We start from the raw sequence: 14,177 nt of genomic DNA, 5'->3' as shown, positions 1-14,177 counted from the left end.
GCCCGCTGGGGCGCTATCAGTCCAGACGGCGAAAGGCCTGGCTGTCGACGCTGCTGCTGGTTTCCTGGTTGAGCAGGCTGACCAGCAGAGAGGGTGCGCTTCTCGCCATCGGGATTTATGTCAGTCCAGACGACGAAAGGCCTGGTTGTCGACGCTGCTGCTGGTTTCCTGATTGAGCAGGCTGACCAGCAGAGAGGGTGCGCTTCTCACCATCGAGATTTATGTCAGTCCAGACGACGGAAGGCCTGATTGTCGAAGCTGCTGCTGGTTTCCTGATTGAGCAGGCTGACCAACAAGATGGCCCGCTTCTCGCCGTCCGGCTCCAGATAGATGGCCTCGAATCCGGCCAGGGGACCCGATTCGATGAGCACCTTGTCGCCCTGATTCGGCAGGCAGGCATAGCTGGCTCTCGCCTCATCGCTGTCATCCTTGCTCATCAGCTGATAGACGAGTTGACTGCTGATGGGGGTCCACTCCCGACCGAAGTGGATGATGCGACTGATGCCCCGGGTCGATTTGAGGGTCACCGGAGTGACCTCCTCGAGGTCCACATAGATGAACAGGTAGTTCGGGAACATGGGCTCGCGCACCGGCACGCGTTTGCCACGGCGCAGCTTTTCGACTTCCACCATGGGGTAATAGGATTCAATGCCCTGAGCTGCCAAATGGACTCGTGCGCGCGCCTCTTCCTTGGGCTTGCAGTAGGCCAGATACCATAGTTTCATGCTTGTTATTTCTTATCGTGATCGTGCCCGAGGCTATGATAGCGGCAGCGATAAAAAAGGCCACGTTGACGTGGCCTTTTTTGCTGGTGTGGCGGGTGGCTTACCAGCCCTTGACCAGTCCGCCGTTGAACAGCGCCATGCCTTTCTGGTAAACCTCATCGGTCTGGAACGCTTGCACGAACTGTTTGACCTTCTCGTCATCCTTGTTGTCTTCACGGGCGACGATCAGGTTGACATAGGGGGACTCTTTATCTTCAACAAAGAGACCATTCTGGGTCGGAGTCAGCCCAATCTGACCGGCGAAGGTGTTGTTGATGATGGAGAGAGAGACATCTTCCAGGGAGCGCGGCAGCTGGGCGGCTTCCAGTTCGACAATCTTGAAGTTGCGTGGATTGGCCGTGATGTCCAGCACAGTCGCTTCCAGACCGGCGCCCTCTTTCAGAGTCAGCAGACCCTGTTTCTCCAGCAGGATCAGGGAGCGGCCCAGGTTGGTCGGATCGTTCGGGACGGCAATCTGGTCGCCATCTTTCAGTTCGCTCAGGGCTTTTATCTTCTTGGAGTAACCGGCAATCGGGTAGACGAAGGTGTTGCCGACCGGCACCAGCTTGAAGCCGCGATCACGGATCTGGGCATCCAGGTAAGGTTTGTGCTGGAAGGCGTTGATGTCGATGCTGCCATCGTTCAGGGCCACGTTGGGGGTGACATAGTCGGAGAAGGTCACCACTTCGACGTTCAGACCATATTTTTCTTTGGCAATCTTGGCGGCAGTCTCGATAAGTTCGGTCTCGGGACCGGCGATGGCGCCCACTTTCAGGGTCTGGCTCTCTTCTTTCTGGCCGCAAGCGGTCAGTACCAGGCCAGCCAGCAGGGCCGCCGCGATGGATTTAATGCCTAATTTCATAAAAACCTCCTGTTTAGAAATCGATGCTCAGCGATGATCGCATTGCTTGACCAGACGCTCACCTGCGCTCTGGATGAGTTGAACCAGTACCACCAGAATGGCCACGGTGACCAGCATGACGGTTGGGTCGAAGCGCTGATAGCCGTAACGGATCCCCACATCACCCAGACCGCCCCCCCCGATGGCACCGGCCATGGCGGAGTAGTTCACGAGTGTGACGAGGGTGATGATGACGCTGTTGAGGATGCCGGGCAGGGCCTCGGGCAGCAACACCTTGGTGATAATTTGCAGCGGCTTGGCGCCCATGGCCTTGGCGGCCTCGAGCAGGCCATCCGGCACTTCCATCAGGGCCCCTTCCACTAGGCGGGCGATGAAGGGCACGGCGCCTATGGTCAGCGGCACTATGGCCGCTATGGTGCCGATACTGGTGCCGACGATGAGTCGGGTTAGCGGTATGATGGCGACCAGCAGTATGATGAAGGGCACCGAGCGACCTATGTTGACCACGATGCCAAGCAGGCGGTTCAACAGCGGGTTGGCCAGGATCTGACCCGGTTTGGTCACATAGAGGGCGACGCCCAGGGGCAGGCCGAGCAGGCAACCGAACAGGGCCGAGGCTGACACCATGACAAGGGTGTCGCCCAGCGCCGTGATGAGCAGATTAATCATGGCGTCGGACATAACCCATTACCTCCAGCTGTATGTGGTTGTCGATGAAGAATTGTTGGGTGGCCGCACACTGGGCCTCGTCCCCAAACACCTCTGCCAGCAGGAAGCCGAACTTGACTCCTCCTGCGTATTCGATGTCCGCCGCCAGTATGCTGACGTCTATGTTGAAGCGGCGACTCGCCTCGGAGATGAGCGGGCTGTCGACGCTGGCTCCGGTGAAACCGAGCTTGAGCAGCGGGTAGCTGTTGGGCTCCCGGGTCGGAGTCATCCTGTCCTGATACTCCTGGGGCACATCCAGGTGGATGGTGGAGTGGATGAAGTCACGGGCCAGCTGGGTTTTGGCATTGCTGAAGAACCAGGCGACCTCGCCCTGCTCTATGAGGCTGCCGTCGCTGATGATGGCGACCTCATCACAGATACCTTTCACCACGTCCATTTCGTGGGTGATGAGCAATATGGTCAGTCCCAGCTTGACGTTGATCTCCTTGAGCAGGGTCAGGATAGAGCGAGTGGTCTGGGGATCCAGGGCCGAGGTGGCTTCATCGCACAGCAATACCTTGGGAGCCGGAGCCAGAGCGCGGGCAATGGCAACCCGCTGCTTCTGGCCGCCGGAGAGCTCGGACGGATAAGCATGGGCGCGGGCCTCAAGGCCAACCAGCGCTAGCAGCTCATCGACCCGGCCCTTGATGCGGGCCTTGTCCCAACCGGCCAGTTCCAGGGGGAAGGAGACATTGGCAAAGACAGTGCGCGAAGAGAGCAGGTTGAAGTGCTGGAAAATCATGCCGATCTGACGGCGTGCCAGGGTCAGCTCGGCTTCGCCGAGGGCGGTCAAGTCCTGGTCATCGACCACGACCTGGCCACTGGTGGGGCGCTCGAGCAGGTTGACGCAGCGAATGAGGGTGCTCTTGCCGGCGCCGGAGGCACCTATCACACCGAAAATCTTGCCCTGGGGTACATGCAGGCTCACGTCACGCAGGGCGTGTACGGCATCACTGCCTTTCCCGTAGACTTTGTTGAGGGCATTCAACTTGATCATGGATTCTTCCGTGCCAAAGCCTTAAAGCACAGGGCGCTACAGGCGGGTAAATTGGGCAGAGGTTACACTGGGTTTGCTCTGTCATCATGGTGGATGATGCTAAGATGTCTGGATGGCTATGTCAATGCGTGTTTCTACGTCTAGACGTCTAAAATATGGATATCCATAGTCGGATATTCCCTATAAAAAAACCGCTCCGAAGAGCGGTTCAGGTCACCTGGAACAGGTGAGAGAGGCAACTCCCTCGGGGGCTATTGGGTCTGGCTGCTGTTTGCCTCCTGGCTCTGCTCCTTGAGGAAGCTTATCCAGGGGGTGGCACGGCCGCTGACCTGGCCATTCTGGGCGGCCTGGGTAAAGGCGGTCAGCGCCTGCTGGGGTTTGTCCTGTTCGAAGTAGGCGACCCCGGTCAGGAACTTGAGGTCGGCCCGCTGCTCACCGCTGGCATTGCCAGCCGGCTTGCCCGCCAGGGCGACCAGATCCTGATAGCGCTTGCTCTGGATCATCATGCGCGCCATCTTGAGCTGCAGCTCGGCGTTGGGCGCCTGGCGGTAGGCCGTCATCATGGTATCGATGGCCGGGTTGAGCTCCTTGGCCTGATGCCAGTAGTTGGCCAGGGTCTTGAGGTTCGCCACGCTGCGCTCTACCTGACCCGCCTTCATGGCCTGCTCCAGTACGCGGGCGCCGCGATGGGGAATGCCGGCGAAGGCGAGGTAGTTGGCCAGGCGCAGCAACTCGGCCTGCTCGGTCAACATGCCAAGCCGATAGGCGCTCTCCAGGGCGGACAGCGCCTTGGCATCATTACCCGCCTGCATATACATGGCCGAGAGCTGGGTCCAGTACTTCTTCTTCTCCGGGAACATGCCGACCAGGGTAGTCAATACCTCGGTGGCTGGCTTGTACTGTTTCAGCTCGTAGTGGGCCCCCATCTTGAGCAGATACCAGGATTCCGGCGCCTTGCCCGCCGACAGCTTGATGGCACTGTCCACTGCCGGAATGGCTTCCCTATACTGCTTGAGCTGGACATGGGCATTGGCCAGGGTGATGTAGGCATGGGGGGTTGGCTTGTCATCCTTGCCAAGGTTGGCAAACCACGCCTTCATGGTCGTCACGGACCCCTTGAAATTGCCATCGGCCATATAAAGCTGGGCCAGGTTGTAACGCACCTGCTGGGCCACGGGTTGGGGGAGACCGCCGGTCGCAATGGCATCGGCGAAGTATTTGGTCGCCTTGCCGTATTGATCCTGCTGGGCCGCCACGAAGCCCAGGGTTTGCAGTATAACCCCCTTGTCATAGACCTTCTCGCCAGCCCCCGACAGGGCTTCTTGCAGCTTGGCATTGGCCTCGCCATATTTCTTGGCGGCAATCAGCTCCTGAGCCTTGTTGACCGCGCGGTAGGCGCGGTCAGAGAGGGAGGGTTGTTCGGCGGCCCAGCTGGCTGTGCTCATCAACACGGCCAGGGCGACCGGGGCCAATATCCCCTTGTGTAATTTGTTCATCGCCACCTTCCTTAGTTGACCGCGAATTCGATCTCTTGCTGCATGCGACTCGCCTGCGGCTTGCCATCGACCATGGCCGGTTTGAATGTCCACTTGGCCACGGTTTTACGCGCCTCTTTGCCGAGGTCGTAGCTGCGGGGCTGCTCCTTGACGACCCGGACATTGCTGACGGTGCCCCGTTCGGTAACGGTAAACTCCAGCAGCACCTTGCCCGATGCCAGGCCCGCCAGGGCGGCCTTGCGCGGCATCATGGGTTCGAAGGTTGCCAGTGGTATGGCACCGTTATTGCCGCCCAGACCACCCCCACCGCCACCGGTGCTGTAGGCGCCGAGGGCATTGCCCCCGGCGATGTTGACCGGCAAGTCCAGCTTGGGCATGTCCATGGCCATGGTCTGCATCTGCGGCTTGTCCGGGCTCGACACTTCCATCTCGGGAGGAGGTGGCGGGCGCTTGGGCGGCGGCGGTTTGGGCAGTTCTCTCTGTTTCTCTTGCAGCGTCTCCTGGGGCTTGAGGCGGACAAAATCGACCATGCTGACGTCGTCTTGTTCCAACAGCTCCCGGCGATCCTGGTTAACCAGCTTGTCCATTCCCCAGAACAGGCCGAATACCACCAGAAAAGCGGCTGCGAAGGATATCAGGTATCTCATTGGTGACCCCTGGCATCAGCCTTCTTTGTTGGCCGCGATGGAGATGTTCTGCACCCCGGCCATGCGGATCTGATCCATGACTTCCACCACGATACCGGACTTGGATTCGGTATCGGCCTGGATCACCACGGCGCCCTCCGGGTTCTCGGCACGCAGCCGCTCGATGTTGGCACGCACCGCGCCCACCTCGACCTGACGCTTGTCGACCCAGACCTGACCGTTCTCACGCACGGCCACCATGATGTTGCCCTTCTTGACCGTTTCGGCGGTATTGGCGCTGGGGCGATTGATCTCGACCCCGGCCTCCTTGACGAACGAGGTGGTGACGATGAAGAAGATCAGCATGATGAACACTATGTCCAGCATGGGGGTCATATCGATCGCCGCCTCGTCTGCGCTGCTTGCGCTGTGACGCTTTCTCATAGCAAAAACTCCTTGCTTGTCGCGGGTGGCAAAGCCTGGCTTCGCCACCGGATCATTCCCTGATTCAACCGTGCTTCAGGCTGTCTTCCAGTTTGTCGACCGCGAGCCTGCCTTTGTGCTCGAGGCGGCTGGCGAAGAACAGACCCGAGAGGGAGGCCACCATGCCCGCCATGGTCGGAATAGTGGCCTTGGAGATGCCGGAGGCCATGGCCCGCGGCGATCCCGTGCCCGTGATGGCGAGGGTGTCAAACACCTGCACCATGCCGACCACGGTACCAAGCAGGCCCATCAGCGGGCAGAGGGCGATCAGCACCTTGATGACCGGCATCCCCTTGTCCACCGCCAGGGCAACCCGGGAGACCAGTTCACGGCGGATCTGCTTGGCAGACCAGGATCCATGGTCACTGCGGGCCAGCCAGGTCTGTTGGGTTCCCCTGGCTTGCTGCGGGTAGACGGTCAGAAAATAGATCCAGCGCTCGAGCAACAGGGCCCACATCAACAGGGTGAGGAAGAAGATGGCGACCAGCACATCTCCCCCCATGCCCAGAAAGCGCCGGATGGATTCCACTTCCTCAATCAACCAGAACCACATGGAAGACTCCTTAGGCTGCTGCTTTGGCGGCGTGCAGACCTTCCTGATAACGGGCCACGAAACCCGCGCTCTGCTCTTCCAGGATCTGGATCAGGCGACGGCTCTGGGTCTGTACCACTGTGTAGAGGAACAGCATGGGCACCGCGACCACCAGGCCTTGCATGGTGGTGACCAGGGCCTCGGAGATGCCGCCGGCCATCAGCTTGGGATCGCCGGTACCGAACAGGGTGATGGCCTGGAAGGTGGCAATCATGCCGACCACTGTCCCCAACAGACCCAGCAGGGGGGCGACCGAGGCGATCAGCTTGATGATGCCCACGCCCTTCTCCAGGGTCGGCACATGGCGCAGTATCACCTCGTCGAGCTTGGACTCCAGATCTTCGATGTTGTCGCCCTTGTGACCCTGATAGGCGGTCAGCATCTCACCCAGCGGGTTGCCCTTGATGATGGTGTCTGACTTCATCTGCTTGCGCATGGCGCCGCCGATGAGGGAGAGACGGGCACCGCAGAACAGGGCGATCAGCAGGCCAACGGCGCCCAGCGCCAGGATGACGTAACCGACCACGCCGCCCTGATCGATGCGCTCGGCCAGGGTAGGGGATTGCACCAGCAGGGAGAGGATGACGCCGCGCGACGGATCCACATAGATGGGTTCAAGCCCGGCACCGCCCTGCTCGAAGTCGGCGATGAGGGAGGTCATCTTGCTGTCCGGTTGACGGGAGAGCTCTTCAAACTTGCCGGTTTCGGGGACGAAGTTCAGGTACTTGCCATCGGCGACCGTGTTGAACTCGCCAATCTGGGTGACGGTTTTATCAGCCTGGCTGCCTTCGCCGTAGACGACGGTAGCCGGGATCTGGCTCACCTTGCCCGCGTCGACCATGCGACTGAGGATGGTGGTCCAGAAGGCTTCAAGTTCCTGGCTGGAGGGCAGCTCCTTACTATCGGCAAGTTTGGTCAGCAGCGGCGCCTGATCGGGATGCTCGACCCGCAGCGGCGAGGCGTTGAAGATGCCCTTGAACTCGCCAGCGAACTGACGCACCACACCGAACATCTCCCCCATGTTGCCGGCGCGCTGGCGCAGGGTCTCGGTCAGCTCGGTCAGCTGCTTGTCGTTGGCGTCGAAACTGGCCTTGAGCCGATCGCCCTTGGCGGTCTCGGCGGCGAGATCCGCCTTGGCCTTGGCCAGCAAGTTGGCCTGTTCGTTCTTGTCGGCCAGGAAGCGGGCCTCCCGCTCCTTGTTGAGCTGAGATTCGGTCAGGCTGTCGGCCTTGATCTGGCTCAGCAGGGCATTGAGATCCACCGGCTTCTCGGCGGCGGTGACTGGCAGAGTAAACAGGGCGGCACCCGCTATCAGCGAGGCTATGGTGAGTCTGAGTCCTTTCATGATGCTTTCTCCGCAGTGTGAACCGGCAGCTTGATCAGGGCAGGAGGAGCCTGCTTCTTGGCGATGCGAAGGCCTTGTTCAACTGCACTGCGATACTCCTGGGGCAGGGCTTCCCACTGGCGGGTCTGTTTGTTCCATACCCCTGTCTCCATCCCGTCCGGGGATTGGTAGAGCAGGGCGATGCGGCCGACGCGCAGGAACTCATAGGTCTTCTGGGCGCCATCTTTTTCCAGACTGGCCTTGTAGGCCTCTATGGTGCGACTGAAGCCCTCTTCGATCTGGTAGGCCTCGAGGATCTTGCGGTATTTTTCCGAGATGGTGACATCGGCCCTGTCCATCAGGTGGGTCAGGGCGGCCACCCTGTCTTCCCGCTCCACTTTCTGGAATGGCAAGTCCAGGCTGACGAACTGGTCGAGGGCGTCGATCATCTTGAGCATCAACGGCACCACTTCGGTGCTGGTCTGATCGATCTGGGCTATCTGGCGCTGCATCGAGGCCAGCTCGCTGCTCTGGGAGTCGACCATCTTGCCGACTTGCTCGTTATAGACGTGCAGGCTGTCGAGTTGACGCAGACTCGCCTTGTACTGGGCCAGGGCGGATTCTGCGGTTTCGGCGTAGCTATCAATCTTTTGCTGAGACACTTTCGAGGCATTGTCGGTGGCGGCCTGGGTGTCCACGGCTTGGCCTGCGGTGGCGGCACTCAGGTTGAAGCTGGTCAACAGAGCGGCCGAGATCAGGCTGCCCAGAAGCGCTTTCTTCATTGTAATCGTCCTTGTTTTCATAGGATTACCCTATCTCCGTTACTTCTTTGGACCTTGGGTAAAGCCGGCCCGGGGGCCGGCTTACTGTTATGTCAGCACAGGGATCAGAACTTCTGGGTGTAGTCGAGGTAGTAGATGCGACCGTCGATGCTGTAGATGTCTTCGTCATAGGTGAAGCCATCGCTCTCGAGAGATGGAATACGGTTGAACATGTTCTTCACACCGGCCTGCAGCTTGCCATCCCAGGGAGTATCAACCCCGACGTTCAGGTTCCAGGTGGTGTTGGAGGCGATGTGGCCCGTCTCTTCACCGCTGTCGGCGAGATAGTCCTGGCTCTGGGAGTCGATGTAGTTCGCGCTCAGATAGGTATCCATGTTCCACCACTGAGGCACGTTCACGCCGACCCCTGAGTTGAAGCGCAGTTGCGGCTTGCCGTTCTGGCCAATCTTGTCAATCTCTGGGCCACCGGCGTAGAGACCTTCCTTGTACTCCAGGATGTAGGTGCTGCCGAAGTCATAGCGGATGGTGGCGAAGTTCAGGTCGTAGCGATAATCCGCCTTGAAGTCCAGGCCGCTGGTGTTCAGATCCCCCAGGTTGACCATGGGAGAGGTGACATTGCGGATCTTGCCGTCGCTGCGGCGCTCGACCAGGCTGGAGCCGCCGTTGTTGAGCTCGTCATAGATGATGGACTGGGTGGAGTTGAGCTGGATGACATCCTCAATCTTGATGATGTAGTAATCCAGGGAGAAGTTCAGGTCGTCGATTGGGCTGTAGCTGGCACCGAAGTTCAAGGTGTTGGCCGTCTCTTCCTGCAGCTCCTCGTTAGAGGTTCGGGTGGTATTGTACTGCTGGTTCGGGCAGTCGGCTGCCGAGATGCCGTTGTTCTGGCAGTAGACGTAATCCTTGGCCCAGTCCGCTGAATAAGAGTCCGCAGCATAGAGATCCTGCAGGCTGGGGGCGCGGAAGGATTGCGACCAGGAGGTACGGAACATCAGGTTGTCCAGGGGCTGGTAGCGCAGGCTGGCCTTGGGGGAGAAGGCGCTGCCAAAGTCGCTGTATTTGTCATAGCGACCGGCGACGCTCAGCTCGACCTCTTCCAGTATCGGGATCAGGGTCTCCACATAGACGGCGGTGACGTTGCGATCGCCCCCCGAGGAGTTGCCGGACGACCCTATGATGTTGCCCGCTTCCGATTGGGAATCATATTTGTCGGCATAGACCCAGTCGTTGTACTCGGCGCCCGCATACCAGCTGACCGGGCCGGCGGGCAGTTCGCCCATATCCCACTGCACACCGGCATACCACTGGTAGAAGTCCATGGTGGCGCGGCGGCTGGTGTCGGCAGCCATGGAGGCCGTGGTGTCAGCATCAAACTCGCCATTGACGAACTTGCCATCGGCAACAGCCTGCTGGGCGGCGGGGGCCAGCACGTAACCGGTACCGTTCTCCTTGTTGTCGGTCTTGGAGTACATGTAACCGGCGTTCCAGATCAGATCGCCGACCGCTTCGGTGGGCAGGGTGCCCTCGAACGCCAGGTTGAGACTGCCGGTGGTATCTGTGACCAGGTTGTCGCGGGTGCCGACGTTGTTGAAGCGGTAGTAGACGTAGGCGGCTTCCCCCAGGCTCTCGGTGGCGGCGGCATCCAGGCCATTTTGCTGGTAGAAGGCGGCATTTTTCGGGTTGGCCGCATCCACGGTGAAGGAGCCTGCTGCCGGGGCGAAGCGCCCGAAGCTCTCGACCCGGGAGGCGACTATCTGCGGCACGAAGTCGACGCTGTCGTTGATGTGATAACGGCCGTTGAGATAGAGGGTATCCCGGCTGCGCGAAGCCGTCTTGGCGGCGACCTGACCGTAGTCATAGTTACAGCCGCCATCGAAGTTGGTGAAGGGCTCTTTGCAGGTGCCATTGGCATCGGTGGCGCCCGCCAGGGGACCATATTTCCACTGGGCATCGCCATTGCCGTCTACCCCGGTGACGCCCTCGACGTTGCGGCCATAGGCGCTCGGCGCCTCCTTGCCCTGCTTGACGAGATAGTCGCGATCCCGGGAGTAGATGATGTCTTTCTTGTCGTGCTCATAGACGGCCATCAGGGAGCCTTTCTCCCCGGTGATACCTGCCATGACGGAGCCGCTCTTCTCGTCACCGCCGTCTTCAGACGGGCTACCGAGACGACCCTGGAATTGCAGACCCTCGTAGTCTTGCTTGAGGATGACGTTGATCACGCCGCCGATGGCGTCGGAACCATAGATGGCGGAGCCGCCGTCCAGGTTGACTTCGACCCGCTCAACGGCCGCCATGGGGATGGTGTTGAGGTTGATGGCGGTGCCACCCATGGTGGGGGAGCCCGCGACCCGCTTGCCGTTGAGCAGTACCAGGGTTCGCTCTGACCCCAGGCCACGCAGGCCGACGGTGCCTTGGGACTGGAAGGAGCTGCCCGAAGAGGGGGAGACGCCGCCGAAGGAGTTGTAGGAGGCCTGCTTGAGGTAGTCAGCGACGGTTTGCTGGCCGGATTGTTCTATCTGGGCCTTGCTGACGGAGACGACAGGGGTGGAGCCTTCGACATCGACGCGGGAAATGCGTGAGCCAGTGACCTTGATTTTCTGCAGCTGTTCAACGGATTGGCCCTCTTCTTCGGCATAGACAGAGGGGGCCACTACTGCTGCTGCGCTCGCCAACGCGAACGCGATGGCAGCAGAGATCCTGCTTTTCCTAAGCATCGCTTATATCCTTCCTGGTTGTTTATTGTTTGCTTCCTGAACCGCCCTCGTTGGAGCAGTGCGTAAGGCTTATCAAGTTTTGGCGGCGGGAGTCAATTGATGGGCACTGTATGGGGAGATCGCGTTTTGTGGCGGCACAATATTAAATGCACAACGTTTTCTTAGTTATATATTCTGACGCATGTCAAAATGAAAGGTTAATGTAATGTTAATGCGCTTTTTGGTGAAGTATTTGATTAATGCGGAACTTATTACTAACGATGGGGTCTTGTTGAGTTTCATCTCACTTTTCCAGCCGTTCACGATATTTTTAACTACTGAGTGTCGAGGGTGACCCGATAAATAGATTGGCTGGTCAGATGAGGTGGCTGTCTATTGCTTCTTTATAGCTAATTTAATGATATGGGTTAACCTGTTGATTTTATGCGTCTTCCGTTCTTTTGTCACATGAATGAAACAAAACTTAAATTCTTTAAATATTTTTTTTAATAGTGGTTTTTTATTTCGAATTTAAGTTTTCAGCAAAAAAAGTGCAGTGATTTACACTGTTGCGACATGCAAGGGGATGAGAGGAGACCAAGGGCTCGTTTTACTTGATTTTTGTTGCAGAGGTTTTACAGTGGCCGAGCGGATTGTTTGTCAAATTGCCAGTCAATCCAGCTTGTCGTGCCAGGAAGGAGAGGCCAGTCACAGGAAATGACTGGCCACACAATAACAACAAGGACGAGGTTTAACCCACCATGCTGTCGTATTTCTTACGTCGGATGCTTTTGATCATCCCGACGTTTCTAGGCATCACGCTGCTGGTCTTCACCGTCACCCGTTTCGTACCGGGCGGCCCGGTCGAGCGCATGCTGTTGCAAGCTCAGGTCTCGCAAAATGAATCCGGGCGATCCAGCGGCAGCAAAGGCGGCCAGGCCCTCTCCGACGAACAGATCGAGGAACTCAAGGCCTTCTATGGTCTCGACAAGCCGATGCTGATCGCTTATTGGGAGTGGCTGCAGAAGCTGGTGGTGCTGGACTTGGGGGAGTCGACCCGTTACTACGAGCCGGTCTGGGATCTCATCAAGGACAGGCTACCCGTCACCGCCTTCTTCGGGCTGGCGACCTTCCTGCTCAGCTATGCGGTCTCCATCCCGCTCGGGGTGGCCAAGGCGCTCAAACACAACAGCCGTTTCGACTCCATCAGTTCGATGCTCATCTACATGGCCTATGCCTTGCCCGCCTATGTGGTGGGGATCTTCCTCATCACCGTCTTCGCGTTTCACCTGGAGTGGTTGCCCATGGGGGGCTTCCCCGGCGATGACTTCGAGTACATGGAGAGCAGCTGGGACAAGATAGTGGGCGTCTTCTCCCACGCCTTGTTGCCGCTTATCGCTTATGCCATCGGCGACTTTGCCATTCTCACCATGACCATGAAAAACAGCCTGATGGAGAACCTGTCGGCGGATTATGTGCGCACCGCCGTGGCCAAGGGGCTGCCGTTTCGCAAGGCGGTGACCGATCACGCCATGCGCAACAGCCTGATCCCCATCGCCAGCCACCTGGGGTCGGTGCTCACCGTCTTCTTTGGCGGCTCCTTCCTGATTGAGACCATCTTCAACATCGACGGCATCGGTCTGCTCGGTTACGAGGCCATCGTCGAGCGGGATTACCCCACCGTCATGGGCATACTCGCCATCACTTCCATGCTGATGCTGGTAGGCAATATCGTCTCGGATATTTGCGTTGCCCTCGTAGATCCCCGCGTGCGGTTTGGAGAATGATCATGAACCTGAATCCGGTCACGCTAAAGAAGCTCAAGCGTTTCAAGTCCATCAAGCGGGGTTACTACTCCTTCATCATCTTCTCAACCCTGGTGATGCTGGCGTTGCTGGCGGAGCTGCTGGTCAACAGCCGGGCGCTGGTGGTGAACTATCAGGGGGAGCTCTACTTCCCCACCTATGGTGACGTGATCCCGGGCCAGCACTTCGGGCTGGATTACCAATACGAGACCAATTACCGGCAGTTGCAGGGCAAGTTCGAGCAGGAGAACAACGGAAACTGGGTGCTGCTGCCCCCGGTGCCCTGGAATCCCTACGAGCAAGACTTCAAGCAAGATGTCTACCCGCCCTACGCCCCCAGCCTGGCGGATCGCCACGTCCTCGGCACCGACATCAGTGGTCGCGATGTGCTGGCGCGGCTGGTGTACGGTTTTCGCATCGCCATCGGGTTTGCCTTCATCGTCCTGGTGGCGAGTTACCTCATCGGTGTCAGCATTGGCTGCATGATGGGGTTTCTGGGCGGCAAGTTTGATCTCTTCTTGCAGCGCTTTATCGAGATCTGGTCCCAGGTGCCTTTCCTCTACGTCATCATGATCCTGGTCTCCCTGGCCAAGCCCAACTTCGGCCTCTTTGTCGGCATCAACGTGCTGTTCGGCTGGATGGGGATCACCTGGTACATGCGCACCCTCACCTACAAGGAGCGGGCGCGAGACTATGTGATGGCGGCGCGGGCCCAGGGTGCCAGCACCAAGCGGATCATCTTCAACCACATACTGCCCAATACCCTGGTGATGATAGTGACCCTGGCGCCCTTCGCCGTGGTCGGCAACATCTCGACCCTGACGGCGCTCGATTACCTCGGTTTCGGGTTGGCGCCGCCGACCCCCAGCTGGGGAGAGCTGCTCTCCCAGGGCATCAACAATCTGGATGCCATCTGGATCGTCAGCTCCGTGGTGGTGGCGGTGAGTCTGGTGCTGATCATGGTCTCCTTCATCGGGGAAGCGGTGCGTGAAGCCTTCGATCCTCGTAAATTTACCCGTTATCAATGAGTGGTCGCCACGCC

Annotated in this window: 13 protein-coding genes; 2 read left to right on the top strand and 11 right to left on the bottom strand. The window is 58.9% G+C overall.

Going from position 1 to position 14,177, the window contains the following annotated elements; all coding sequences use genetic code 11:
• Positions 1–224: 224 nt before the first annotated feature.
• From rfaH to BN1130_RS01225, 11 genes are all read right to left on the bottom strand, one after another.
• Positions 225–725 (bottom strand): transcription/translation regulatory transformer protein RfaH, encoded by a 501-nt coding sequence (gene rfaH / locus BN1130_RS01275; RefSeq protein ID WP_042039791.1) that lies wholly within the window; start codon positions 723–725, stop codon positions 225–227.
• 100 nt (positions 726–825) lie between these two features.
• On the bottom strand, positions 826–1,626 hold the full coding sequence (gene metQ / locus BN1130_RS01270; RefSeq protein WP_042039790.1) for a methionine ABC transporter substrate-binding lipoprotein MetQ: 801 nt from the start codon (positions 1,624–1,626) through the stop codon (positions 826–828).
• A 27-nt stretch (positions 1,627–1,653) separates the two neighbouring features.
• Positions 1,654–2,307, bottom strand: coding sequence for a methionine ABC transporter permease (locus BN1130_RS01265; protein WP_042039789.1), 654 nt, complete (start codon positions 2,305–2,307; stop codon positions 1,654–1,656).
• The gene (gene metN, locus BN1130_RS01260; protein WP_042039788.1) at positions 2,288–3,331 is read right to left on the bottom strand and encodes a methionine ABC transporter ATP-binding protein MetN; all 1,044 of its coding nucleotides are present in this window, start codon (positions 3,329–3,331) and stop codon (positions 2,288–2,290) included. The genes BN1130_RS01265 and metN overlap by 20 nt, the downstream gene beginning before the upstream one ends.
• Positions 3,332–3,582: 251 nt before the next feature.
• A complete protein-coding gene (locus BN1130_RS01255) occupies positions 3,583–4,827 on the bottom strand; it encodes a tetratricopeptide repeat protein (RefSeq protein ID WP_042039787.1) in 1,245 nt (414 codons plus the stop codon).
• A gap of 11 nt (positions 4,828–4,838) precedes the next feature.
• Positions 4,839–5,474, bottom strand: a complete 636-nt coding sequence (locus BN1130_RS01250) for an energy transducer TonB (protein ID WP_042039786.1) — start codon at positions 5,472–5,474, stop codon at positions 4,839–4,841.
• Between the two features lie 15 nt (positions 5,475–5,489).
• A complete protein-coding gene (locus BN1130_RS01245; RefSeq protein ID WP_005892521.1) occupies positions 5,490–5,897 on the bottom strand; it encodes an ExbD/TolR family protein in 408 nt (135 codons plus the stop codon).
• A 64-nt stretch (positions 5,898–5,961) separates the two neighbouring features.
• Positions 5,962–6,489 (bottom strand): MotA/TolQ/ExbB proton channel family protein, encoded by a 528-nt coding sequence (locus tag BN1130_RS01240; protein ID WP_042039784.1) that lies wholly within the window; start codon positions 6,487–6,489, stop codon positions 5,962–5,964.
• 10 nt (positions 6,490–6,499) lie between these two features.
• The gene (locus BN1130_RS01235) at positions 6,500–7,873 is read right to left on the bottom strand and encodes a MotA/TolQ/ExbB proton channel family protein (protein ID WP_042039783.1); all 1,374 of its coding nucleotides are present in this window, start codon (positions 7,871–7,873) and stop codon (positions 6,500–6,502) included.
• Entirely contained in the window at positions 7,870–8,634 is a 765-nt protein-coding gene (locus BN1130_RS01230) for a DUF3450 domain-containing protein (protein WP_042039781.1), read from the bottom strand. Before BN1130_RS01230 ends, BN1130_RS01235 begins: the two co-directional genes overlap by 4 nt.
• 104 nt (positions 8,635–8,738) lie before the next feature.
• Positions 8,739–11,351, bottom strand: a complete 2,613-nt coding sequence (locus BN1130_RS01225; protein ID WP_042039779.1) for a TonB-dependent receptor plug domain-containing protein — start codon at positions 11,349–11,351, stop codon at positions 8,739–8,741.
• Between the two features lie 740 nt (positions 11,352–12,091).
• Between BN1130_RS01225 and BN1130_RS01220 the strand changes: the two genes are divergently transcribed.
• Together BN1130_RS01220 and BN1130_RS01215 are read left to right on the top strand one after the other, a co-directional pair.
• On the top strand, positions 12,092–13,117 hold the full coding sequence (locus tag BN1130_RS01220) for an ABC transporter permease subunit (RefSeq protein ID WP_042039777.1): 1,026 nt from the start codon (positions 12,092–12,094) through the stop codon (positions 13,115–13,117).
• A gap of 2 nt (positions 13,118–13,119) precedes the next feature.
• Positions 13,120–14,163, top strand: a complete 1,044-nt coding sequence (locus BN1130_RS01215) for an ABC transporter permease (protein WP_084218094.1) — start codon at positions 13,120–13,122, stop codon at positions 14,161–14,163.
• Positions 14,164–14,177: the final 14 nt, after the last annotated feature.

Source organism: Aeromonas rivuli (genome assembly GCF_000820045.1).
GTDB lineage: Bacteria > Pseudomonadota > Gammaproteobacteria > Enterobacterales > Aeromonadaceae > Aeromonas > Aeromonas rivuli.
This window is presented reverse-complemented; position numbering and strand designations above follow the sequence as displayed.

What these genes read in the sequence shown, in the direction of transcription:
- rfaH (WP_042039791.1), bottom strand. Translation starts at nt 725, where the DNA reads ATGAAACTATGGTATCTGGCCTACTGCAAGCCCAAGGAAGAGGCGCGC.
- metQ (WP_042039790.1), bottom strand. Translation starts at nt 1,626, where the DNA reads ATGAAATTAGGCATTAAATCCATCGCGGCGGCCCTGCTGGCTGGCCTG.
- BN1130_RS01265 (WP_042039789.1), bottom strand. Translation starts at nt 2,307, where the DNA reads ATGTCCGACGCCATGATTAATCTGCTCATCACGGCGCTGGGCGACACC.
- metN (WP_042039788.1), bottom strand. Translation starts at nt 3,331, where the DNA reads ATGATCAAGTTGAATGCCCTCAACAAAGTCTACGGGAAAGGCAGTGAT.
- BN1130_RS01255 (WP_042039787.1), bottom strand. Translation starts at nt 4,827, where the DNA reads ATGAACAAATTACACAAGGGGATATTGGCCCCGGTCGCCCTGGCCGTG.
- BN1130_RS01250 (WP_042039786.1), bottom strand. Translation starts at nt 5,474, where the DNA reads ATGAGATACCTGATATCCTTCGCAGCCGCTTTTCTGGTGGTATTCGGC.
- BN1130_RS01245 (WP_005892521.1), bottom strand. Translation starts at nt 5,897, where the DNA reads ATGAGAAAGCGTCACAGCGCAAGCAGCGCAGACGAGGCGGCGATCGAT.
- BN1130_RS01240 (WP_042039784.1), bottom strand. Translation starts at nt 6,489, where the DNA reads ATGTGGTTCTGGTTGATTGAGGAAGTGGAATCCATCCGGCGCTTTCTG.
- BN1130_RS01235 (WP_042039783.1), bottom strand. Translation starts at nt 7,873, where the DNA reads ATGAAAGGACTCAGACTCACCATAGCCTCGCTGATAGCGGGTGCCGCC.
- BN1130_RS01230 (WP_042039781.1), bottom strand. Translation starts at nt 8,634, where the DNA reads ATGAAGAAAGCGCTTCTGGGCAGCCTGATCTCGGCCGCTCTGTTGACC.
- BN1130_RS01225 (WP_042039779.1), bottom strand. Translation starts at nt 11,351, where the DNA reads ATGCTTAGGAAAAGCAGGATCTCTGCTGCCATCGCGTTCGCGTTGGCG.
- BN1130_RS01220 (WP_042039777.1), top strand. Translation starts at nt 12,092, where the DNA reads ATGCTGTCGTATTTCTTACGTCGGATGCTTTTGATCATCCCGACGTTT.
- BN1130_RS01215 (WP_084218094.1), top strand. Translation starts at nt 13,120, where the DNA reads ATGAACCTGAATCCGGTCACGCTAAAGAAGCTCAAGCGTTTCAAGTCC.